General features: G+C 45.6%; 27 protein-coding genes. 1 reads left to right on the plus strand and 26 read right to left on the minus strand.

Annotated elements, in window-relative coordinates:
* Positions 1-4: 4 nt before the first annotated feature.
* The 3 genes from M3629_RS10825 to mtrB all read right to left on the minus strand — a co-directional run bounded on the left by M3629_RS10825 (position 5) and on the right by mtrB (position 1,885).
* Complete coding sequence (locus M3629_RS10825; protein ID WP_251505745.1) at positions 5-868, minus strand: heptaprenyl diphosphate synthase component 1; 864 nt, start codon at positions 866-868, stop codon at positions 5-7.
* Between the two features lie 107 nt (positions 869-975).
* Positions 976-1,521 carry a hypothetical protein gene (locus M3629_RS10830; protein ID WP_251505748.1) on the minus strand — a complete coding sequence of 182 codons (546 nt, stop codon included), beginning with the start codon at positions 1,519-1,521 and terminating at the stop codon, positions 976-978.
* Positions 1,522-1,663: 142 nt separating this feature from the next.
* Positions 1,664-1,885 carry a trp RNA-binding attenuation protein MtrB gene (mtrB, locus tag M3629_RS10835; protein WP_251505749.1) on the minus strand — a complete coding sequence of 74 codons (222 nt, stop codon included), beginning with the start codon at positions 1,883-1,885 and terminating at the stop codon, positions 1,664-1,666.
* Between the two features lie 145 nt (positions 1,886-2,030).
* Between mtrB and M3629_RS10840 the strand changes: the two genes are divergently transcribed.
* On the plus strand, positions 2,031-2,186 hold the full coding sequence (locus M3629_RS10840; RefSeq protein ID WP_251505751.1) for a hypothetical protein: 156 nt from the start codon (positions 2,031-2,033) through the stop codon (positions 2,184-2,186).
* A gap of 89 nt (positions 2,187-2,275) precedes the next feature.
* On the opposite strand, the gene M3629_RS10845 is transcribed toward M3629_RS10840, so the two are convergent.
* The 23 genes from M3629_RS10845 to M3629_RS10955 form a co-directional block, all read right to left on the minus strand.
* Positions 2,276-2,548: an HU family DNA-binding protein gene (locus M3629_RS10845; RefSeq protein ID WP_090917341.1), complete on the minus strand. Its 273-nt coding sequence runs from the start codon at positions 2,546-2,548 to the stop codon at positions 2,276-2,278.
* A 216-nt stretch (positions 2,549-2,764) separates the two neighbouring features.
* A complete protein-coding gene (locus tag M3629_RS10850) occupies positions 2,765-3,751 on the minus strand; it encodes an ABC transporter permease (RefSeq protein ID WP_145331744.1) in 987 nt (328 codons plus the stop codon).
* Positions 3,748-5,265: a sugar ABC transporter ATP-binding protein gene (locus M3629_RS10855; RefSeq protein ID WP_154890624.1), complete on the minus strand. Its 1,518-nt coding sequence runs from the start codon at positions 5,263-5,265 to the stop codon at positions 3,748-3,750. The genes M3629_RS10850 and M3629_RS10855 overlap by 4 nt, the downstream gene beginning before the upstream one ends.
* Positions 5,266-5,341: 76 nt before the next feature.
* Complete coding sequence (locus M3629_RS10860; protein ID WP_251505754.1) at positions 5,342-6,439, minus strand: sugar ABC transporter substrate-binding protein; 1,098 nt, start codon at positions 6,437-6,439, stop codon at positions 5,342-5,344.
* A gap of 218 nt (positions 6,440-6,657) precedes the next feature.
* A complete protein-coding gene (gene spoIVA, locus M3629_RS10865; protein ID WP_251505757.1) occupies positions 6,658-8,136 on the minus strand; it encodes a stage IV sporulation protein A in 1,479 nt (492 codons plus the stop codon).
* 467 nt (positions 8,137-8,603) lie between these two features.
* Positions 8,604-9,413: a hypothetical protein gene (locus M3629_RS10870; protein ID WP_353056741.1), complete on the minus strand. Its 810-nt coding sequence runs from the start codon at positions 9,411-9,413 to the stop codon at positions 8,604-8,606.
* Between the two features lie 57 nt (positions 9,414-9,470).
* Entirely contained in the window at positions 9,471-9,824 is a 354-nt protein-coding gene (locus M3629_RS10875; protein ID WP_251505847.1) for a 2Fe-2S iron-sulfur cluster-binding protein, read from the minus strand.
* Positions 9,824-10,459, minus strand: a complete 636-nt coding sequence (locus tag M3629_RS10880; protein WP_251505760.1) for a hypothetical protein — start codon at positions 10,457-10,459, stop codon at positions 9,824-9,826. The genes M3629_RS10875 and M3629_RS10880 overlap by 1 nt, the downstream gene beginning before the upstream one ends.
* Before the next feature lie 85 nt (positions 10,460-10,544).
* Entirely contained in the window at positions 10,545-10,724 is a 180-nt protein-coding gene (locus M3629_RS10885; protein ID WP_145331749.1) for a DUF2768 family protein, read from the minus strand.
* A gap of 170 nt (positions 10,725-10,894) precedes the next feature.
* The gene (locus tag M3629_RS10890; protein ID WP_090917250.1) at positions 10,895-11,170 is read right to left on the minus strand and encodes a stage VI sporulation protein F; all 276 of its coding nucleotides are present in this window, start codon (positions 11,168-11,170) and stop codon (positions 10,895-10,897) included.
* A gap of 114 nt (positions 11,171-11,284) precedes the next feature.
* Positions 11,285-12,325 (minus strand): NAD(P)H-dependent glycerol-3-phosphate dehydrogenase, encoded by a 1,041-nt coding sequence (locus M3629_RS10895; RefSeq protein ID WP_251505763.1) that lies wholly within the window; start codon positions 12,323-12,325, stop codon positions 11,285-11,287.
* The gene (plsY, locus tag M3629_RS10900; protein WP_090917254.1) at positions 12,318-12,941 is read right to left on the minus strand and encodes a glycerol-3-phosphate 1-O-acyltransferase PlsY; all 624 of its coding nucleotides are present in this window, start codon (positions 12,939-12,941) and stop codon (positions 12,318-12,320) included. The genes M3629_RS10895 and plsY overlap by 8 nt, the downstream gene beginning before the upstream one ends.
* Before the next feature lie 11 nt (positions 12,942-12,952).
* Positions 12,953-14,275 (minus strand): ribosome biogenesis GTPase Der, encoded by a 1,323-nt coding sequence (gene der / locus M3629_RS10905; RefSeq protein ID WP_090917256.1) that lies wholly within the window; start codon positions 14,273-14,275, stop codon positions 12,953-12,955.
* A 194-nt stretch (positions 14,276-14,469) separates the two neighbouring features.
* The gene (gene rpsA, locus M3629_RS10910; protein WP_251505766.1) at positions 14,470-15,684 is read right to left on the minus strand and encodes a 30S ribosomal protein S1; all 1,215 of its coding nucleotides are present in this window, start codon (positions 15,682-15,684) and stop codon (positions 14,470-14,472) included.
* 136 nt (positions 15,685-15,820) lie between these two features.
* Entirely contained in the window at positions 15,821-16,408 is a 588-nt protein-coding gene (locus M3629_RS10915) for a lysophospholipid acyltransferase family protein (RefSeq protein ID WP_145331754.1), read from the minus strand.
* The gene (cmk, locus tag M3629_RS10920; protein ID WP_251505769.1) at positions 16,405-17,109 is read right to left on the minus strand and encodes a (d)CMP kinase; all 705 of its coding nucleotides are present in this window, start codon (positions 17,107-17,109) and stop codon (positions 16,405-16,407) included. The genes M3629_RS10915 and cmk overlap by 4 nt, the downstream gene beginning before the upstream one ends.
* A 103-nt stretch (positions 17,110-17,212) precedes the next feature.
* A complete protein-coding gene (locus M3629_RS10925) occupies positions 17,213-17,437 on the minus strand; it encodes a hypothetical protein (RefSeq protein ID WP_251505772.1) in 225 nt (74 codons plus the stop codon).
* A gap of 69 nt (positions 17,438-17,506) precedes the next feature.
* Positions 17,507-18,160, minus strand: a complete 654-nt coding sequence (locus tag M3629_RS10930; protein WP_251505775.1) for a flagellar brake protein — start codon at positions 18,158-18,160, stop codon at positions 17,507-17,509.
* Between the two features lie 155 nt (positions 18,161-18,315).
* A complete protein-coding gene (gene ypeB, locus M3629_RS10935) occupies positions 18,316-19,662 on the minus strand; it encodes a germination protein YpeB (protein ID WP_251505778.1) in 1,347 nt (448 codons plus the stop codon).
* A gap of 162 nt (positions 19,663-19,824) precedes the next feature.
* Entirely contained in the window at positions 19,825-19,998 is a 174-nt protein-coding gene (locus M3629_RS10940; RefSeq protein WP_251505781.1) for a hypothetical protein, read from the minus strand.
* Positions 19,999-20,119: 121 nt separating this feature from the next.
* Positions 20,120-20,806 (minus strand): glutamic-type intramembrane protease PrsW, encoded by a 687-nt coding sequence (gene prsW, locus M3629_RS10945; RefSeq protein ID WP_251505784.1) that lies wholly within the window; start codon positions 20,804-20,806, stop codon positions 20,120-20,122.
* 42 nt (positions 20,807-20,848) lie between these two features.
* Entirely contained in the window at positions 20,849-21,463 is a 615-nt protein-coding gene (locus M3629_RS10950; protein ID WP_251505787.1) for a genetic competence negative regulator, read from the minus strand.
* Between the two features lie 188 nt (positions 21,464-21,651).
* Positions 21,652-22,002 (minus strand): hypothetical protein, encoded by a 351-nt coding sequence (locus tag M3629_RS10955; RefSeq protein ID WP_251505790.1) that lies wholly within the window; start codon positions 22,000-22,002, stop codon positions 21,652-21,654.
* Between the last annotated feature and the right edge of the window lie 9 nt (positions 22,003-22,011).

The raw sequence follows: 22,011 nt of genomic DNA on the forward strand, positions 1-22,011 counted from the left end.
CCCCTCAATCTTCCCTTACTGCCGCATGTGAAGGCTGCACATAGGACAGGTAAGGCTCAAGAATTGCTCCTAACTCATGCATACCTTGAAGACCTTCCTCATCTTGCAGCAAAAGCTGAATGCGGTGCGTGCACTTGCGAAGCTTGTCCAGCAATACCTCGCTTATGCTGTGTTTCAGCACCATAGAGCTCCACATACGTGGTTCGAGCTCCATTTGAGTCAAATGACCGCGTTCCTCGTCATTGCCGTTCTCGTACACATACCAGAACGCATAGCTATGAAGCATACGCTGCTCGTCACGCATCCGATCCATCTCTTCTATGATGGTTTCGCAAGTACTGAACTCCATCAGCAAGCTGTTCCATAGCGACTTATCCTCAACAGGGATCATGTCTGTAAATGAAAGAAACAGCTGCATTCTCAGCTGTACCGTTTCACGCAAATATTCATCAGCCGAAACGAGAAGTTTTTTCATCCGTTCATACAGCGTCATCTTACGTGCGTTTACTTCTGAAACAGCACCGCTAAGCTTACCGATCATATCAATCTTGCCTGCATGGGCAAGCAACTGATAGAAACGGCTGCTCAGATAATCTCCAGCGAGAACATTTAATTGGCGTGAGCGCATCTCCTGCTCTCCCCGATCACCGGAAATCGTATCGATTCGATCATGCGTATCCATAGCCAACTGAACGAGCGAGGTCGCAAGAGCGTAAAGTTCCTGATGTCCCTTTTCGTCTGTACGGCCCATAAATACCTGTAACAGACGCGCCCGGCTATCCGGAAATGACGGGATTTCCGTATGTTGTCGAATCATGTCGTAATCCGTATATTTCTTTGCTAGTTGGGGTACGCGATATGAATTCATTCTCATCCTCCGAGGCTTTGCTTAATCAAACCATTTCTGCACTACAATCTTATATATTATAGCATATGTTTATTCGGCACGCACTGAATCCTGCTATTTGATTACCCCTAACTTGTCATTTCGAACTGCCTCTTCCACAGTTCCGTCTGCATCAGATTGAACCAGTCCTTTAATTCATCCGAAAATACCGCACTTTTCCACGTACGAAGCATATCAATGGCGTACATCGGCCACTCTCCTCGCCGAATATCTGCCGCAAGCAGCAAATGGCGCGTATGCATCCATTCATCCTCACCCATTACGCGGAGTAGCACCTGTTCTACGTTGTCTACGCTTCGAAAACTTAGATCGACTACAGCCGCCATATTTTCGTATATTTCAGTATAACTTGTATCGGTTCCCTCTACTTTCAGGTCGATTGTCAAAATAGACCGTTTCCATTCCACTCTAGCAATCGGCGTAGACATATGAAGTGAACTGAGTACATCAACCAGATTATCATTCGTCATCTGAATCGTTTGATGAGATGCGGTTACAGGCTCTGCCCGATCCCCGCCCCATGTATGTGTATGTAAGCTTTGAAAAACCACGAGCAAGATGACTGCCGCAATCGTTGACAGCATGGATGCAGTCACAATCATTCCCGGTTTCATACGCGCCTCCCTGCCTTTACCTGTTAGTGTAGTCTGTCCGGTAAAAGCTCATACCTCATTGTACAATCAAAAAAAGCAGGCTATGCCTGCAATTTTTATCTCATTCAACCTTTTTAATGTACCTAGTCAAACTCTTTCAAGACTATTCCGATTCAATCTCTCCATGCTTCGTAATCAGCTTAGCTTTTCCCCGGATTTTAATAGCTGAAGTATGTGTTGTAAATTGAGCAATCATCACTTCGCCTTTGTCTAGCTTCTCCGTGTGATGAAAACGTGTGTCCTGCCCGCGGGTTAAACCAATCACCTGTACACCGTTTTCTTCTGCTTTAATTACGATAAAGTCATTGCCCGTAGAATGATCCATCGCGCACGTCCCCTTTTCTAATTTCATAGCGTTAATGATGATCAAGATTGTTTCATTTGTCAACAAGTCCCGGAGCGAATGTACCGCAAGAAACATTCATCCCCGGGTCATACTATAACGGAACAGCCAGGAAAGGAGTGTTGGCATGAAATATACCCCAGCTGTGCTAACAGACGAGCATGTAAACCAGTTACAGGAGATTGAGCATCATCTGTCTTCCGTTACCGGCAAAAATCTGATTTTGATCGCTTACAGCGAGCAACCGGAACTTTCGGCAGAAATCAAAGAAACCGAGCAGTAGATTAAGATAATTCCCCGTTTATAGGCAAAAGAAAAGGCCGTGAACAAGTCACGGTCTTTTTTCGTTGACATATGGAATATGTAGAAATCTTATTTAATTCCGTCTTTGAGCGCTTTACCTGGTTTGAACGCAGGAATTTTGCTCGCAGGAATTTCGATTTCTTCACCTGTTTGCGGGTTGCGTCCTTTACGTGCAGAGCGCTCGCGAACTTCGAAGTTCCCAAAACCAACCAATTGTACTTTGTCTCCGTTTTGAAGAGCCTCAGAGATCGCTTCGAATACGGCATCAACCGCTTTCGTTACATCCTTTTTGGACAATTCAGTAGCCTCGGATACGTGTGTAATCAAGTCTGATTTGTTCATTTGTTTTTCACCTCCTGAATCAATGTCCTGAATGTTATACTGTGTTTCCGTTTTATAAGGAAATATACGTTCATTCACAAAAAAACGTTGACCATTTTGAGCGATGAACATTCATCTCCGCCTGCGGCCCACAGTCATTTCTGGTAAAAGCCGCCTGAAACCACGCGTGTTTCTGACGCCGAACAAATTTTATACTAATACAGACAGCACACAATTTCAAGTGCGGCTACGGTTTAAAACGTAAAATGTAACTGCCAGAGCCAGCACAAGCACTCCGCCTTTGACAATGTCATGTGTAAAATACTGGACATTCATCATCGTCAATCCATTGACCAGGACACCAATCAGAACGGAACCGATAAAGGTTCCGATCACATTCGGCTTCCCGGCGCCAAAGACAGAAAAACCAACAAATACAGCAGCTACGGATTCCATTAACAATGGAGATCCGGCATCAATCTGTCCCGACCCAACTTTGGATGCATAGATGATTCCTCCAATGGCCGCAAACACTCCAGCTGCCACGTAAGCAAGTGTTCGGACCTTTTTCACCTTGATCCCAGAGAGCCTTGCCGCCTCCTCATTTCCGCCTGTGATGTACATTTGCCTACCATATTTGGTGTATGTCAAAAAAATATGAACACCGATTACAGCAATAAGCAGCAGGATAACAGAAATCGGCATCCCCAGCCATTTCCCTTGCCCAATCAATAGAAACGTCGGGTCCATCTCTCCAGCAGCCTTACTTCCATCCGGGAACTGCATATGGTTGTAAATTGTATATCCCTGCGCATACGTTTTGTGGATACCTCCGATGATGTACATTGTTGCAAGCGTTGCAAGCAGATCCGGAATACGCAGTTTTACAATCAACAGCGCGTTCAGCAGACCAATGACAGCCCCGATAACGAGAGGTACGATAATAACGACAGCAAGAGGCTGTTGATACCAGATCATTAATGACGCAGTAACAACGGTTGTCAGCGAGACGGTCGCTCCCACAGAGAGATCAAATCCATCTACAATGAGAGATAACGTTACACCAATCGCGACGAAGGTTACGATCGAGATCGATCCCAAAATGTCCGTCAAATTGCTATACGTGAAGAAATAGGGCAGTTTTATGCCGAAAAAAGCAATAACGCCTATAATGACTATAATCGCTCCATACCGGAACGCAAAATCAAGTGATTTATCCTTCATGCTTCCACCTCTTGTCCACCGCTTGCATAGTAAAGCAGCTGTTCTTGGTTCGTCTCGCCACGCTGGAACTCTTTTACGATAACCCCTTCACACATGACCGCAATCCGGTCTCCGATCCCCATTCCTTCATCCAATTCACAAGTGAAATAGATCACCGCTTTACCAGCCAGCGCCAACTCATTGATAATGCGGAAAATGTCACTTTTCGCCCCGATATCCACACCTTTTGTTGGTTCGTCAAAAATAAATACATCTGCATCCGTACGCAACCATTTTCCTATGGCTACCTTTTGCTGATTACCACCGCTTAAATACTTCACTTCCTGTTTCACGGAAGAAGTCTTGATGCCGAGTTGTTCCACTAGTGAATCTGCATGATGACGCTCACGTTTGCGGTTAACAAAGCCCAGTCTACTAAGCTTGGAAAGCAAGGGCAGGCTCAGATTACGTTCCACGTTCTCCTGAATAAGAATGCCTTGTTTACGTCGTTCCTCCGGAACAGATACAATGCCTAGAGCCGCTGCATCCGCGGGTTGAGACAGACGGATATTCCGTCCGAGTAATCTTATCTCACCTGCCTGCAATCGATCAGCACCAATCAGCAGACGAGAGCATTCCGTTTTCCCAGCACCCACGAGCCCAACCACAGCCAGCACTTCTCCGCGGCGAACCTCAAGGTCCACCCCTTTCACCTTCAACCCCCGCCGAAGACCTCGGGCTTGCAGCAGCAGCTCTCCCACAGGTGCTTCGGTCTTGGGAAACTCTTCTTCGAACGGTTTACCTAACATTTGCGTAACCAGATCGTTGATCGTCAGTCCATTAGTTTCACCGGTAAACACATGACGACCGTCCCTCATCACAGTAACCCGGTCACAGTGACTCGTTACTTCGGCAAGACGATGAGTGATGAAAATGCAGGCTACTCCGCGTTCCTTCAGCAGATGTACAATGCGAAAGAAGGCATCAGTCTCCTCTTGACTCAGAGGTGCAGTTGGCTCGTCGAAAATAATAACCTTGGCATCCTGAATCAGGATACGCGCAAGCAAAATCATCTGTTTCTCGGCCAGGGTCAGCTCGGCCACTTTACGGTGAATCGAGATATGATCTGCCCCGAGCTGTTTCAATGCTTCCTTGGCACGTTGTTGCAGCGTTCTTGGACTTTTCCACCATCCTCCAGCCGATGATGCCAACTGATCTAGCATAATATTCTCGGAAGCCGTCAGCTGCGGCACAAGTGCAGCATCCACTTCCTGATATACACAGTGAATTCCACTTGCCTTGGCTTCTCTCGGAGAATGGAGGCCCAGTTTATAGCCATTTAGACGAATCGTTCCCTCATCCAGTTGGTACGCGCCTGACAGTATTTTCATCAACGTACTTTTGCCCGCCCCGTTCGCTCCAAGAAGGGCATGGATCTCTCCACCTTTTACAGAAAAATGTACGTCCCTCAGCGCAGGTATGCCTGAAAAATGCTTATGGATATGCTCCATATCCAGTGATATCGGGTCCTTCATGATGTTGCCTCCAATCAGCTGTATTGCCTGTCATCGCCTGAAAAAAGCGCGCCTCGCGGCGCGCTTCTCTCGCTGCTTACTTCGCAGTGATCCCGTACTCGCTCATCCAGTCCTTGATCCCTTGAGTACTGCCTCCCCAGCCTTTTACGTACTCAGACAGCTCAGATGTGGAGATTTGTTTATCAGGCAAAGCCTCGCGTTGTACGTACACCGGATTAAGAACAACCGCATCTTCAGTTTGGTCCCCATGCAACTTCTGGTATGCATATCGAACTTGTACACGTCCAATGTCTGTTGGATCTACAGCAGCGGAAGCAACCCAAGGATTTTTCGGGTCCTGAATCATTTGCAGATCTTCGTCACTCATGTCAATTCCATACACCTTAATCTCATCACGCCCAGCTTGCTGAATGGCACGCGCCGCACCTTTTGCAAACTCGTCCCACGCGGCCCAAACCGCTGTAATTTCACCTTTTGGATATTGTTTCAGGATAGCCTCCATTTTGGCTTGCGTGTCCAGCGCCGGGTTCTGAGCAGAACCAAATGTCGCAATTTCTTTGATTTCTGGATTAGCCTTCAGGAATGCTCCGTAAGCAATCTGGCGACGTTCCATTGGAGCAAAACCGGCCACCCAGACTTTCACGATGTTACCTTTACCATTGATATCCTTTTTCATCTGTTCCAGTGTTAGTTCAGCCATCTTCTGGTCATCTTGTGACAACACCGTAGCGCCCGGCACACTGATCGCTGCATCAAATACAACGACTGGAATCTTTTGCTCAACCGCTTTTTTCACCCCTGGTTCCAGGAGCGAGTCACCGTGGTCTGTCAAAATGACATCAAATTTCTGGTTGATTGCACTGTCGAGCAACGATACCATTTTGGCTTTATCATTATCTGCAACAAAGGTAGTGAGTTCGCCACCGAATTTGGCAATTTCCTCTTTTACTCCTTGTACATACTGCTGTGAAAATGTCCCTGTATTAAATTCCATAATTAGCGCAACGCGTTTACCGCTCAAGGGTCCTGTAACGGCTTCCGTCTTCGGTGATTCACCTGCTGATCCTGATGCAGAAGAGGCGGCTGGTTCTTTTTTGATTCCGCAAGCTGACAACGCCAGTGTGAGTATTAGTAAAACGCTTAACCCAACCCATTTGAAACTCGTTTTCTTCATCTCGTTCTCCCCCTGTTTCACTCGCTATGACTTCAATTACAATAGTTGAATATTAATATAACGGCTAATACCTAGTATGTAAATAGGTTTTAGTGATTTAAAGCTGAAACTCACTACATTTTTCATAAATAAATTATGCACACATCCATTTCATCCATATTCAAGAAAAAAACCAAAGAAAAAGACCATGAGATCAAGCCTCACGGTCTTTTGGATAATTAAAGTATGATAGCGATCAATCCGCCTGATCCTTCGTTAATGATTCTACCCAGTGTCTCTTGAAGTTTATATCTTGCATTATCCGGCATCATCGCGATTTTACCCTGAATGCCTTCACGCACAATGGAGTGTAAAGAGCGTCCAAACATATCTGAATCCCATACCTTGATCGGATCGTTCTCGAAGTCTTGCATCAGGTATCTCACCAATTCCTCGCTCTGTTTCTCCGTTCCGATTATCGGTGCAAACTCCGACTCCACATCCACACGAATCATATGGATGGACGGTGCCGTTGCTTTTAGGCGAACGCCGAATTTCGTACCCTGACGAATCAGTTCCGGTTCATCCAGCGCCATCTCGGCAAGTGAAGGAGCAGCAATACCATAACCCGTTGTTTTGACCATCTCCAGTGCCTCTGCGAAGCGGTCATATTCTCTCTTCGCATGGGAGAATTCCTGCATCAGTTGCAGCAGATGATCCTTGCCCCTGATTTCAATACCCACAACTTCCACGAGAATCTGATCGTATAACTCATCCGGCGCGTAGAGATCGATCTCGGCTACACCTTGCCCCATGTTCATCCCACTGAGGCCGGCACGGTCGATAAATTCATACTCCATGAATTGTGATACGACCCGATCCACGTCGCGCAATCTGCGAATATCTTTTACCGTATCCCGTACCGAATTCTCATAGTTGTTACGGAGCCAGTGTGTATCATTCAGCACCATGACCCAGCTCGGGAGGTTCACATTCACTTCATGCACGGGGAACTCATATAATACTTCGCGGAGTACACCAGTGACATCATCTTCCGTCATCGTCGCAGCACTTAGCGTCATGACCGGAATATCGTACTTGGCAGCCAGCTCGCTCCGAAGTTGCAATGCTTCTTCACTACGAGGCCGAGTGGAGTTGATGACCAGAACGAACGGTTTCCCCACTTCTTTTAACTCGGCAATCACTCGTTCTTCTGATTCCACATAAGAACCGCGAGCGATTTCGGCAATGGTTCCGTCTGTTGTGACCACCACACCAAGCGTGGAGTGCTCCTGTATGACTTTTCGGGTACCAATCTCCGCTGCTTCCTGGAATGGAATCGGCTCCTCGAACCAAGGTGTGGAGATCATACGCGGACCGTTTTCATCCTCGTATCCCTTTGCGCCTTCCACGGCGTAACCCACGCAATCCACCAAACGTACATTGACATCCAGTCCTTCAGCCACTTTGATCTGAACTGCATTATTCGGTACAAATTTGGGCTCGGTTGTCATGATTGTTTTGCCTGCTGCACTTTGTGGAAGTTCATCCACTGCACGGGCACGATCGGCCTCACTTGCAATGTTCGGCAATACGATCGTTTCCATGAATCGTTTAATAAATGTTGATTTCCCCGTCCGGACTGCGCCGACAACCCCGAGATAAATATCCCCTCCGGTCCGCTCAGCTATGTCCTTAAAAATGTCCACTTTCTCCAATGAAATCCCCTCCTTAAATTACTCCGAAGGAAAAATGCTAAAGAGCATCCGCTTCGTTTTTTCAATCAGAAGACTGAAATCCCTGCAACGGTAGAGCCGCCTTTGTGAGTGCCCGGAAGTCGTCCGCCGCCGAACGTTGCATTCTGATGAAACCGGCGAGAGCGGCGTTAACTCGTACATGCAATTGGACTAGTATCATCTTATGTACCCGTATGCGGCAATATGACGTGTTTTTTTGTTTTTTTATCTCATGATGGTGACATGAAGTGCATCCTCCGATCCCGGACTGCGCGTCTTTATTTCAATCTACTTTATGAGAACCTCTCTCTGTTTATGACACCTCTCACATCTTGAACCCTATTCTTTTCACAAAAAAAGAGACACACCACGGAACGCGGCATATCTCTTTCGGGATTCTGTAGAGACTTGAAATTGTACATTTACTTAATCGTATGTCTGTTGTTCACTTACTTACTTTGGTTTTGAACGATCTGTGCGACAGGTGTATTATTCTCTAGCGTGTACGGAACAGATTTTACAGGAACGAAATAGGAGTGTGTAAGCAAATGATTACGTAAATCCGGGTCATCAGAGACAGCATGCTCGTCATCGGATGAACCATCTGTTTTTTCCAATGCCTGCATAATATCAAATGCATAATCCACATACACCGTACCCTGTTTATCCATCATAAATGGCAGTTCCTGTCCCGAATATACGCTTTTTAGCTTAATTGAAGGAGATCCCGCCTGTGCCGCTAAGTTCATATCCACAGCATGGAAGCCAGGATACAACTCTTCACCCGCGGGCAGTTGTTGATTATGTACAGATTTGTACTGATTCACCATACGTTGCACATCATTGACCTTCTGCACCGTCTGGAGGTCCATCACTTTCACTGTCGGTTTCACTTCCTCATCTTGTATCAAAAAGTAAGCGCTACCACCACTCTCAAAGGCCGTTCCCGGTATATCATCAAGGTAACCAAGCTGTTTCAATCTAGGCAGGTCTACTCTAAACTTTTCATACTTCGGCGTATCTGCGTCAGCGTTTAGAATCGGCAGTATGCCCTCGATCTTTTGGAACGCTTCGATCGCACTTTGAACACGGTTTACACTTTCGCGATATGCTGTTTTGGGATCAGAATTACTCTGAGAAGGATACAAGCACCCGCTCATTGTAAGCATAAGCAGAAGAAACAAAGACAGACACTTCACCTGTTGAAACAAACCCAAGGAATGTCTTCCTTCCGCAGTTTTGATCATCATTTTATTCATTCGCACCCTCCTTGAACATTCAAAACATGACTTGAAATCTATGTTCTCTTTCTGATATTATGCGAACCAGTCATCATCTTGCTGTTGACGCTCAAGCTGTTTCCTTATGGCGGCTTTCAGTGGATCTTCCGGAACCTGAACGGAAAGTTGTCCGCACACTTTTGCTTGGCACGAGAGTCTTGTCCCTTCCTCAAGCATGAATCCCAGCTTCCGTCTCTCCGCATCCGTAGGTGGAAGCAGTGCATGACGCTCGTCCGGCGCCACTTTAACTTTGCACATCAGACATGCCGCTTTGCCGTCGCACCGGGTTGATATTTGAACACCAGCCCGACGCGCAGCTTGTAAAAGGGTTGTGCCGGGCTGAACTTTGATGGATTTATTCATCGGTAAAAATGTTATCGTCTCTTGCATCATCGTTCCTCCCCAGCTTGATCCGACCAAGAAAACCCAATCAGTTCTTCCACTTCTTCTCTGAAACAAGATGCCCATATATTAGCTTGACTCAATGCAATCAATGCAGGTCGGTGAGTCTCAGGCTCCTGACGAATTCGCGTTGCAATGGGTACATAGCGATCTGCACGCCCGCGAAGCAGGTTGAAAAGCAATTCATGCGCAAGCGGCATTAGTCGCAATCGGTATGCATCAACCTGAGCTTCAGAAGCATAAAGAGCTAGCATATCCTCAATCTGGATACGATACCAACTTTCACGCGCCCATACTTCAAAGCCGCCTACCAGTTCCAGTGAGCATGCACCCACCTGGTAATGACTCAGCAGGGAAGCATAAGGCCCCGTTTTGTCTATTGCAGGCTCGTCAATCTTGTCCCCCGGAGCACAGATATGTAGCTTTTTGGCATCAGCAATATCAGCATACACATCAATATCTCGAGGTGCTTGTTGCAACTCCACCCCTTGAAGCAGTAAGCCGCAACTGCCTCCCAGTAACCAGGTATGAGGCTGGCGATCCCAGGCTTTTGCCGTATCCAGCAAAGCCTTGTGTAATTCCGGATATCGCACAGTCCAATCCTCCGTCTCATGCGGTTCCATAGCTACACACTCCTCCCATCCGTCTTTTCATTGTGTCCGTTCTTATGATGTGCTTATGCGGATGTTCTCTCTCCCTTGAGGAAATCTAAGTTAGAGAAGCGATTCCACCAAAAAATCCGATGAGCATAATTAAGAATGCTAGGATCGAAAGAATCCCCCGCACGAATCCTTTTGTTTTGGCACGAGCAAATGTAATCAAAAATACAGATAATCCCATAATGAGGATGGCAACTAATGACAGCCACATCTTGTCCATTGCGCTCATAAACCAGCAGTCTCCCCTTCAATCCGATATTCATCACGAAATTGTGACAATTGCAATCATTATAACATGAAATCGATCGTATTTTTCCTATAAAAAGACAAAAAAGCAAGCCAGCATCTGCTGGCTTGCTTTCGTAATGCCCGATTCCTGCGTGAGCAGGCAACGAACGCTTATTTTTTTATCATCATCTTCATTAACGATTCCATATTGCTTGGATTCAGCCCACTTTTCTTGACTGCACTCACAATATCCTGAACCGTATCCTCAGATACCGGTATTTTCGCCATGGCGGATACTTGTTTAATCAACTGGCGCAACTGAGCCTCATTCTGCATTGTTGTTGGTTTCACTGTGCTTGCCAGCTTTTTGACAGCTCCTTCAGTGATCGTTTTGCCTGTCTTTTTGTTGATGGCTTTCAGCGCTTCTTTCGAAATGTTGTTACCCATTCGTCTCCCCTCCTCCGGCAATACTCATGTGTATAATATGAGTGTGCCAGGGAAAAGGTGATTAAGCTGCATCATTTTAAACTAGGCCATTGTAACGATATTTAAACCATCAACTCAGGAATGCCATTGCTCCCAAGTTTCCAGCTTCATTACTTCCATCTCCGTTTTCGGATCACGTCCCATCAAGGCTTCAACGGCATCACGAGGCTGCCGATTCTGAAATAACACATGGTACAATTGATCCGCAATTGGCATCTGAACACCGTATTTTTGGGATATAAAATAGGCGGCCTGAGTCGTTCGAATACCTTCGACTACCATGCCCATGGATTGAAGCACGTCATCCAGCTTCTGTCCCTGTCCCAGCATAGATCCGGCTCTCCAGTTCCGACTGTGCTGACTTGTAGCTGTGACAACGAGGTCACCGATTCCCGCTAGTCCAGAAAACGTTAATGGATTAGCTCCCATCTCAACACCGATTCGAGTAATCTCGGCAAGTCCGCGGGTTAACAACGCCGCCTTGGCATTATCTCCAAACTGCAAACCATCCGACATGCCTGCCCCGAGCGCAATGATATTTTTGAAAGCCCCCGCTAGTTCAACTCCAAGCATATCCCGGTTTGTGTACACACGAAAATAGGCATTCATAAACAATCCCTGAACTGCCTCGGCAGATGTTTTATCCAATGATGCCACAACCACGGTGGTTGGACAGCGCTTCACCACTTCTTCAGCATGACTTGGACCAGACAATACAACGATGTGCCCTTCTTCACATTCAAGCTCTTCCGAAATCACGGTAGACATCCGTTTCAGACTTTCTGTCTCAAAGCCCTTCGTTGCATGGATAATCAGCATATCGGGTGTATAGAAAGGTTTAAACTGGTTCGTAACCGCACGCATCGCAGACGAAGGCGCCACAATTAACACCGCCGCGGCACCTGCAACCGCAGCTTCCATATCGCTGGTTGCGCGAATACGAGGAGACAGGTCTGCACCCGGAAGATAACGTGCATTGGTATGCTGTGTATTGATCTCCGCCGCCTGTTCTTCACTACGTGTCCACATCACCACATCAAGTTCATTCGCGGCAAGTACACTGGCCAAGGCAGTTCCCCAACTGCCCGCAACCAGTACGGCAACTTTCTTAGACAACGCGTTTCCCCCCTCCAGGGTTCTTTGATCCCAATTTATTTTCCTGTCCTTTGGCGAGCTTCGCAATATTCGTACGATGTCTCCAGAATGCAAACAGACAAATAATCAGACTGCCCCAAAAGATACTCATTGAATACCCAGGCAGGATCAAGATGAAAACAGGAGTCAGTGCTACAAAAATTAAAGAACCGAGTGAAACATAACGTGTCAGAACGATGGACAGAATGGCAATGATCCCGGCATAAAGCGCAGGCAGGAAAGCCAAGCTTACCAGTACTCCAATCGCAGTAGCAATGCCTTTGCCTCCGCGAAAATTGAAATAAAGGGGCCAGTTATGACCTGCGATGGCAGCAATACCGCTAAATGCAGCAATCCATGGAGACCCGTTACTTAACCATATGCCAATCCATACTGCAGCAATACCTTTGATTACATCAAGTAGCAGAACTGCGATAGCCGGCCCTTTACCCAGAATACGCAGCGTATTCGTTGCCCCGGCATTACCGCTTCCGTGTTGACGTATATCAATCCCCCGTATTGCTTTTGCAAGAAGAACACTAAAACTGATCGAACCAAGCAGGTAGCTCAGTACAATAGCTGCGATGGATAAAATCACAAACTTCTCCCCTAACCTTCGTCGGACTTCCTCCGAGTAAATATGCGAATTGGCGTGCCTTCGAAATCAAACGCTGCACGGATTTTATTCTCCAAGTAACGCTCATACGAGAAGTGCATCAATTCAGGGTCGTTCACAAAAATAACCATAGTTGGCGGTTTGACCGCAACCTGAGTCACATAGTTAATTCTCATTCTCCGCCCTTTATCGGTTGGCGGTGGATTGATGGCTACAGCATCCGATACCACATCATTAAGCAGATGTGTCTGAACGCGCAATGAATGCTGTTCTGCTACGCGCTGTACCACTGGCAACAATTTTTGTAAGCGTTGTTTTGTCAGTGCGGACAAAAAGACAACCGGAGCATAGGTCATAAAGAGGAAATGATCCCGAATCTTCGTTTCGAATTCCTTCATTGTTTTATCCGTTTTCTCTACAACATCCCACTTGTTTACCACGAACAATGAAGCTTTACCCGCTTCATACGCATAACCCGCAATGTGCTTGTCCTGTTCAATAATGCCTTCTTGACCGTTAATCACAATCAGAACAACGTCCGCACGCTCAATGGCACGCATCGCACGCATTACGCTATACTTCTCCGTCGTTTCATATACTTTACCGCGCTTCCGCATCCCCGCCGTATCAATCAGCACGTAACGTTGCCCGTCTTTTTCAAAAGGAGTGTCAATTGCATCACGTGTTGTACCAGCTACATCGCTGACAATAACCCGTTCCTCACCTAAGATGGCGTTCACAAGTGAAGATTTACCCACATTCGGTCGGCCGATCAGAGCTACACGAATCACATCTTCATCATATGTTTCCTCTTCAAGTTCAGGCAATTTCTCCACAATCGCATCAAGCAAATCACCAATTCCCGTACCGTGACTGCCGGATACCCCGATCGGATCACCAAAACCGAAACCATAAAACTCATAAATCAGCTCACTACGCCCAATGTTATCCACTTTGTTCACGGCCACGACGATCGGTTTGCCCGAGCGATAAAGCATCTCAGCAACTTCTTCGTCGGATTGCGTAATACCCGCCTTGGCATCACACATAAATACAATTACATCTGCTTCTTCAATCGCAAGCTCCGCCTGCATGCGAATGGATTTCATAATGACGTCCTCGCCGTCAATTTCGATACCACCTGTATCAATAATGCTAAATGCTTTTCCGTTCCATTCACCGATTCCGTAAATCCGGTCACGGGTAATGCCCGGCTTATCTTCCACAATGGCCAGTCTGTCGCCGATAATCCGATTGAAAATGGTGGATTTACCCACGTTTGGTCGGCCGACAATTGCCACAACTGGTCTTGCCATACATTCCACTCCTCCTGTCCATACTTACGTTACTCATCATAGCAAAAAAGCTATGGCTTGGCTAACGTTTCGTAACGAATCGAAACGATATTCTCGCAATAACAACAATCGGCGAACCCGCTGGGGCTCGCCGATCTTGCTTTTATTGTTCAGCAAAATATGCAGTATATAACTTAGAACCATGCATGTATAACTTATTTGAATTTGCTGAGTTTGTCACCAAACAGTTCGCCGAGCGTAGTGCTCATGCCTTGATTGTTCAAGGAAACGTTCGGGTTGTTGATTTCTTCACGTGGAGCGTTGTTTCTTGCTGGACGCTCTGATTTTTGTGGTTGAGCAGGAGCTTCTTCTGTTTCTTTGATGCTCAAGCTTACACGTTGTTCAGCAGGGTTCATGTCCAAGATTTTCACTTGAACTTCTTGACCTTCTTTCAGCACTTCATGTGGAGTGCCGATGTGTTTGTGGGAAATTTGTGAAATATGCACAAGACCCTCTACACCAGGAGCGATTTCAACAAATGCACCGAAATCAACCAGACGTTTTACAACACCTGTTACGATATCACTTGTGTTGAATTTGTCGCCAGCTGTTTCCCAAGGACCTGGTTGAACAGCTTTCATGCTCAGGCTGATTTTACCTTTTTCAGGATCAACTTTCAGCACTTTAACATTTACTTTGTCGCCTTCGGACAATACATCGGATGGTTTTTCAACGTGAGTCCAAGCAAGCTCAGACACGTGTACCAAACCGTCAACTCCGCCTACATCAACGAAAGCACCGAATTGAGTCAAACGTTGAACTGTACCTTCGATGACTTGACCTTCTTGCAAACCAGCCATAACTTGAGCTTTGTTTGCTTCGAATTCTTGCTCCAGAACGTCTTTTTGAGAAAGGATCACTTTGTTGTTCTCACGATCGATCTCTTTCACTTTAACACGCAGTGTGCGGCCTTTGTAGTCGCTGAAGTCTTCAACGAAGTGACGCTCAACCATGGAAGCCGGGATAAATCCACGAACACCCACGTCTGCAACCAAACCGCCTTTAACCACATCACCTACAACAACTTCGAACACATCTTGGTCTTCAAAATGCTTTTGCAATTGCTCCCAAGCGTTCTCGCTGTCGATCGCACGTTTGGACAGAACGAGCTTTTCCTTCTCGTCGTCGATGCTAAGAACTTTAGCTTCAACTTCTTGTCCAACTTCTACTGCTTCGGACGCGCTGTCTACGTGAAGCGAAGACAGTTCACGAATTGGAATAACACCGTCATATTTATATCCAATGCTTACATAAGCTTGGTTATCTTCCAATTTGACGATGGTTCCTTTTACAGTATCTCCTTTTTTCAAGGAAACGAATTGATCCAACTCATCTTGGGTTGCTTCTTGATTTTTCATTTCTTCCGACATGTCAAATACCCTCCTCAATTCAAAAACCCCATTATATTCAAACCTGCCTTAGCAGAGTTCAAAACACTTTCATGCAAATGCACTTCACATAGCATTCCTCAAAAATATGGAAACATGCACTCACAGTAGGTCCGCCTTACTTACTAGGCTCGCCTGTTTTCACCATTTCGTTAATCTTGGACATGATTTTCTCGGTAGCTCTTTCCAAAGCATCTCCGGAAGTATCTTCCTTGAACTCGTCCAAATTGACCGGTGCACCATATACCACTTTCATCTTATGAAAAAGCTTGTAGTTGCCGATAATAGCAGTAGGGATTACAGTAGCACCGCTACGGAGAGCAAAACTCGCTGCTCCTTTTTTACCAATTCCACCATCATTGTGTCGGCTTCCCGCTGGGAAAATGCCAAGCACTTCACCACCACGTAAAATATTGAGTGAGGTTTTGATGGATTCCTTGCTGACGCCCCCTCGCTTTACAGGAAAGGCACCAACAGCCTTAATAATAGGCCCTAAAACCGGGACATCAAACAGTTCGCTTTTAGCCATAAATCTCACTTGACGACGAATTTTGATACCAACGGTTGGCGGATCGAAGTTACTGATATGATTGGAGCATAATAGTACACCGCCGTCTTTCGGGATATTTTCCCGTCCAACTGCCTCCAGGCGAAAAAGAATGGTATACATGATCCGCAGTACTGTCTTGCAAAAGGTGTAAATCATAGACTGCTCTCTCCTCTGACCATTGTGCAATAAGATACGATTTTGTCAACCACTTCATGGATATTCATCTTCGTTGTGTCCAGGACAATCGCGTCCTCTGCACAACGTAGCGGGGAAACTTCCCGGTTCTCATCCAGTTTATCACGGGTTGCAATATCTCGCTCTAGTTGCTCCAACGTCAGCCCATCGGATGGTTCCAGTTCTTTGAAGCGGCGAAGCGCGCGCTCCTGCACACTGGCAGTCATAAAAATTTTCACTTCCGCATCGGGCAATACAGTCGTTCCGATATCGCGCCCATCCATGACGACGCCCTTGCGCAAAGCCATTTGCCGCTGAGTATCCACTAATTGTGTACGCAGCCCCTCGATTTGCGCATATCGAGACACGATTCCCGTTACTTCACGGGAGCGGATTTCCGAGGTAACCTCCTCGCCATTACAGAACACTTTCTGTCCACCCCGATCCGGTTGTAAATCAATAACCAAATCTTGAGCTTCCCGAAGTACCTGAGTCATATCTTCCGGAGATATATCCTTCCGAAGCATGTGCAAGGATACTGCACGGTACATTGCGCCAGTATCAACGTAAATGTATCCGAGTTCCTCTGCAACCAAGCGGGCCACCGTGCTTTTTCCGGCCCCAGCAGGTCCGTCAATTGCAACGTTCATCTTCCCGTCTTCTGATGTGTTCTGGCTAGCCAACGGGGCATTCCTCCTCAAACGATAAACCTCAATAAAAAAACAGGCATTGCCTGCATCGTGAAAATTATACCACACTCTACACATGGATGCAAAAACAGACAAATCAGCCAATCCGGTCTTTGCTGTTACTTTGCATATGAACCGGGGTACCTTCTAGACGGTCAATCGTTGTCATTATTTTCTTCAAATCGGGGATAAGCAATAACAACTGGTAAAGAACAACGAGGATCAAAAGAACGCCAATGAATTGCAGCGCTCTTCGTTCCAACCATTTTGATATCATACAGTAAACGCGTTCAACTCTCCGAGCATCAGAATGTTTGTTCATAGCCACATTCTCCGTTTTTGCCTTACGTTGCCCATCACAGTGCAGGTTTATGCCTGCACACGTCTATTTCTATTTCATACGATAATCCAGTTGGCGCTCAAAACAAAATTTGATTACCTTCTGACGTTCTGAATCCGTAATCTGTGAAAATTTCAACATGCCGAGTTCACGGCCCGATTCCAGCTTTTTAATGCGCACCACCTCAGCCTCGAATTGAACATGGTCAATTGACCCATTGCGATAAGGAACCAATAGCCAACATTTCAGCTTTTGTTCTTCCTGCACTTTTACATCAGGCTCAATGTATATGGACAAACCTCCGCCTCCGATGTCTTCAGTCAGCAGAACTGCACGTGTGAGGTCTTCGCATTGTATCGCCAATTCAAGACTAGCGTGTACGCGAAGAAAGCTACGCCGCTGAATTTTGGAAATCTCATCAGGAAGCGGTTTTCGAATCCGAACTAAACGAACGACATCTTCCTCGAACCCTGTCACGTAAGTATTAAAATAATGGCGGACTCCACTCTCGTTCATATACGATATGGATAATTCTTCTCCAAAATAGAGTCTTTTCAAACGACTGTTCCCCTGTTGCATCGGAACTTCAATTAAAAAACTGTCATCATCGGTATCTGCGATACGCGATTTGTATTCTTTATGTTCCTCTTTTTCGTCAGCCGATGCAATTTGGATATACAACACTTCGTTCATTTTAGGAAACAATCGGTTCACCGCCACTTATGTATTTATCTTTGTATTTACAAGGACTATTATACCATGACCTTTCTCACATGGAACAAGAAAAAAACAGACCATAGCTATGGCCTGTTTCCGCATATTACTTTCGAGAGTACATAATCTGCTAAAGTGTTAAGCTTCTATGAGTTTGCATTCACCGGCTTTATTTCCTCAACCGCTTCTTCCATTCCTGTATTGGCATTAATGTAGATCCGGTAACGAGAACCGTTAATCCGTCCCCCAAATTCATAACAGAGCACTTCTTTGCTGTAGTCATTCTCGATTAACGATTTGCGAACATAATTTTCTTTGAAATCTGAATTTAATTTTTTGCGCGCCTGCTCGGCGGTAAGCTTTGCTCTTGGAATTTGACGTTCGTCGTTATGCTCGTACACATAGTCACTTGCCTGGAAGCCGGTAACTTCCCCTGTATCCATACCTACACGTACAGACATTTTTTCTGGATAAATTAATGTATCTCCTTGCTTGCGCACATACGTAATGTTTGCCAAATTGCCAAACTCATCGTAGTTAACAGCTTTCATATCCTTATACCCTTTATTGACTAGGAACTGATCCGCTTGTTCCATCGCCTCTTGTCGGGACACTTTTTTAGCTCCAACTGTCCTCGTATCACTGTACGAGATAAGCTTTCCGCCATTGCGTGTGAAATCCATCATCAATTTCCCGTTTCTGGCATGCTCAAGGGTTGCAGTATACGATTCCCAGTCCGTCCCTTTGCCGTTCTCCTGTACCTGGATCTTACCACTCTCCACATTCGAGAATTTGGCAGCCTTCTCCTGAATTTGCTCTTTGGAAACAGGCATTCCGCTCAGCTTCTTCACGGAGCGTTTGGTGAACATACTAGAGACGGAAGGGCCCCAATCCAGCTCCGGGTAATCTTTTACTTTCTTATTTACAGTCCGGAAGCCGTCCACGATAGAATTATCATTGTTCTGCTCTTGTGTTGCCATAACGGTTTCAGCGTCCATCCAGCGCAAACGGTCAGCCAACACTTTCTGTTGCACTTCCTTCAGACTGTTTTTAATCTCCGAAGAATTTTGATACAGTGTCTTTAGATTACCCATTTCCTTCTTACTAAGTGGCTCATTTGTCAAGTCACGCATCGATGCCTGATACGCAAATTTAGAGATGCGTGAGAGGAACTCCTCCGTCTCGTTGAATGGAAGCATGCCTAACGGTAGTTGATTAATTTCATTCTGAGCTTCGCTAGTAAGCCTCCAGACATTCATCAACCCTTTGCGATGCATACCCTGTGAGCTTGAATGTACAGCAAGTGTGTTACCAATTTCCGAATGTAATTTGTCCATATGGAATGAGAGGTCGTGGAAAGCACGCTGATATTGATTCTCTGCCTTGATCAGTATCGCATTCTTCTCCTGATTCTCCTGATAACCCCACACAAGCGCACCGATCAGTAGAACTGCAAATATCGGAAACATAACTGAACTTAATCGTTTATACACGGTAGATTCTCCTTTCTTCTAATCACTGCCTTTATTGTGGATCGAAGAAAGTCCTCTTATGCATGCGATTTCCAGCCAGAACGAAATTTGCCTTTAAGAATAACCTGAGTCTTTTGGTTTAAGACTTCAAGAATTCATTTTAATAAGGAGCATACAGCCTGATTAGTGCAACATATAGCTCGTCGCCATGCCCTCTTCCTCAATGTCAAATTGATCCTTGTTATCACAAAGGCATTGTTTAAATCCCGTATCGATACGCCCCCGTTCTTTCTTGCCTCTTAACGTAAAACGTTCACCACATTGCCTGCATCTAATTTTGATCTTGATTCTTGTCATTATATATCTCCGTTTCATATTGTCGTACCCCTTGTTTTCTAAAACACAAAAAAGACACACCGGGGTCTGCGTTTTCAACGCTTTATGTCCACCAGTGTGTCCGTATTTATATAATTTAATCTCATCCCTCTCGTTTCACGAAACGAAAAGGAGAACGGTTGTTAGCCCGTGTAATCTTACCTATTGCTCCATACCACAGACCCGCCATCAGAGGCGCAATGAACCACAACCAGTGATTCACCATCATATTCATAATGACATCGTACAATGCGTGCCAGAAAAATGGCAAAATCAGAGATAGACTAAGATACCATCGTTTCTTCTTCGTGTCTGCAATGAATTTGGCTTTGCCCAAGTAATATCCCATAATAACGGCAAACATCGCATGACCGGATACCGGTAGAAGGGCCCTTAGAAACATCCCTGAAACAGAGGCATTGCCTGCAAATGCGTACAACACATTTTCCACTGTGGCGAAGCCCAGGGATACAGCAACGGAATATAAAATCCCGTCATAAGGCTCGTCAAATTCGGTGTGATTATAGATAATGTGGTAGATCACAAACCATTTGACAAACTCTTCAACCCCTCCCGAGATCACGATGGACTCAAGAAGGGGATTATCTCCAAGCCACAGCATCATGCCTCGCTGAATGATCATCACGGGCAGAACGATCAGAATACCCATGAGAAATACTCTTAGAATCATGTGTAGTGGTTCATAATCATACCTGTCTTTAAGGTAAAAGTATGTTAACAAGGCGAGACCCGGAGCAACTGCTGCAGCTAGAAGCGAAAACAAAAGCACCGAAATTCCCTCCCCTAAATAGTGACGCGATGATAACGATGTTTAATCCTGACGTTTGAAGTGTGTGCAGATGACATCAATCGCTTGTTCAGGAATAACGACCTTTCCATACTCTTCCATAACAGCTGGAGTGACCGAAGAACCCTCCCCGAACTCAGCCAGCAAAGCGATCAATGCTGCGTGTTTGGTGGTATCCACATCATCCGGCTCAAAATGTAAGAACCATTTATTTTTATAAGAATACAGTTTCCCCGCATCCGTAACATGTTGACGTAACATATGGGCAGCTTCAATCAGCACCTCAAAATCCTTAAACGCGTATACGATGGAGTCACTTTGCTCCAGTGTAACTTCCATTTCATATACTTCTTCAGGAAGATCATCTTCATGACCTGAACCATATTGTTGCGGATCATATTTTCCACGAGTAACAATGACAACCATCCCTTGAGCGGGAAGTGCGAATACTTCAACAGCCAGCGGACCTGTAGCATCAAAGCCAAGTTCAGAATAAGCCTGGTCCATCATTTCAGTGAACAGTTCATGTACCTTCGGTAATTCCTGCCACATATCTTCTTTTTGTATTCCGCGCTCGCTCAGATCGTCAAAGGTCAGGAAAATCCGTATCTTATCGTGACTTAGTCGTTCTATTTTCATACAGGATCTCCCCTTTATAAGCAAGTCTTATAACAGATTATGAAGCACAAAACAATATGTGCTGAAAATAAATCTATGTAGTTATGTTATCATTTTATACCTATAAATGCACGCAGTAAAATCAACAAAAAAAAGAATCAATCCACATCAAATCAAGACTGTGGATGATTCTTAATGGATGCTGTGGGTTACAAACCCGGTACCGTTGTATTTGTTTGACTTAAAATTTGCTCTACCTCATGTTTAACATCCGGGTTGGTCCGGATAAAATCTTTAAGCATATTCATGTTTTCTTCTTTTTCTTTTGGTGAGACCACTCTGCTGGTTTTTGATGCCGCCTTGTGCGGTTCGCCATGACGATCAGGTTTGTTGCTGAAACTATCCATGCCCGGGAAAGTCATTTCCATCATTTTATGTTTGGCCTGGTCAACCATATTTCGCGATGAACCTGAAGACAACATCGGCATTCTGCCTTTAGCTAACCAAGAACTGGCTGCAACACCAACGACTATACCCCAGAAAAAGGATGACGCCTTCATTACACCAAC

It is taken from the genome of Paenibacillus polysaccharolyticus, assembly GCF_023714295.1.
GTDB lineage: Bacteria > Bacillota > Bacilli > Paenibacillales > Paenibacillaceae > Paenibacillus > Paenibacillus polysaccharolyticus_A.

Excerpts from the sequence above, each read along its gene's own strand:
- M3629_RS10825 (WP_251505745.1), bottom strand. The coding sequence starts at position 868 with ATGAATTCATATCGCGTACCCCAACTAGCAAAGAAATATACGGATTAC.
- M3629_RS10830 (WP_251505748.1), bottom strand. The coding sequence starts at position 1,521 with ATGAAACCGGGAATGATTGTGACTGCATCCATGCTGTCAACGATTGCG.
- mtrB (WP_251505749.1), bottom strand. The coding sequence starts at position 1,885 with ATGGATCATTCTACGGGCAATGACTTTATCGTAATTAAAGCAGAAGAA.
- M3629_RS10840 (WP_251505751.1), top strand. The coding sequence starts at position 2,031 with ATGAAATATACCCCAGCTGTGCTAACAGACGAGCATGTAAACCAGTTA.
- M3629_RS10845 (WP_090917341.1), bottom strand. The coding sequence starts at position 2,548 with ATGAACAAATCAGACTTGATTACACACGTATCCGAGGCTACTGAATTG.
- M3629_RS10850 (WP_145331744.1), bottom strand. The coding sequence starts at position 3,751 with ATGAAGGATAAATCACTTGATTTTGCGTTCCGGTATGGAGCGATTATA.
- M3629_RS10855 (WP_154890624.1), bottom strand. The coding sequence starts at position 5,265 with ATGAAGGACCCGATATCACTGGATATGGAGCATATCCATAAGCATTTT.
- M3629_RS10860 (WP_251505754.1), bottom strand. The coding sequence starts at position 6,439 with ATGAAGAAAACGAGTTTCAAATGGGTTGGGTTAAGCGTTTTACTAATA.
- M3629_RS10870 (WP_353056741.1), bottom strand. The coding sequence starts at position 9,413 with ATGAATAAAATGATGATCAAAACTGCGGAAGGAAGACATTCCTTGGGT.
- M3629_RS10875 (WP_251505847.1), bottom strand. The coding sequence starts at position 9,824 with ATGCAAGAGACGATAACATTTTTACCGATGAATAAATCCATCAAAGTT.
- M3629_RS10880 (WP_251505760.1), bottom strand. The coding sequence starts at position 10,459 with ATGGAACCGCATGAGACGGAGGATTGGACTGTGCGATATCCGGAATTA.
- M3629_RS10885 (WP_145331749.1), bottom strand. The coding sequence starts at position 10,724 with ATGAGCGCAATGGACAAGATGTGGCTGTCATTAGTTGCCATCCTCATT.
- M3629_RS10890 (WP_090917250.1), bottom strand. The coding sequence starts at position 11,170 with ATGGGTAACAACATTTCGAAAGAAGCGCTGAAAGCCATCAACAAAAAG.
- der (WP_090917256.1), bottom strand. The coding sequence starts at position 14,275 with ATGGCAAGACCAGTTGTGGCAATTGTCGGCCGACCAAACGTGGGTAAA.
- rpsA (WP_251505766.1), bottom strand. The coding sequence starts at position 15,684 with ATGTCGGAAGAAATGAAAAATCAAGAAGCAACCCAAGATGAGTTGGAT.
- M3629_RS10915 (WP_145331754.1), bottom strand. The coding sequence starts at position 16,408 with ATGATTTACACCTTTTGCAAGACAGTACTGCGGATCATGTATACCATT.
- M3629_RS10925 (WP_251505772.1), bottom strand. The coding sequence starts at position 17,437 with ATGAACAAACATTCTGATGCTCGGAGAGTTGAACGCGTTTACTGTATG.
- M3629_RS10940 (WP_251505781.1), bottom strand. The coding sequence starts at position 19,998 with ATGACAAGAATCAAGATCAAAATTAGATGCAGGCAATGTGGTGAACGT.
- M3629_RS10950 (WP_251505787.1), bottom strand. The coding sequence starts at position 21,463 with ATGAAAATAGAACGACTAAGTCACGATAAGATACGGATTTTCCTGACC.
- M3629_RS10955 (WP_251505790.1), bottom strand. The coding sequence starts at position 22,002 with ATGAAGGCGTCATCCTTTTTCTGGGGTATAGTCGTTGGTGTTGCAGCC.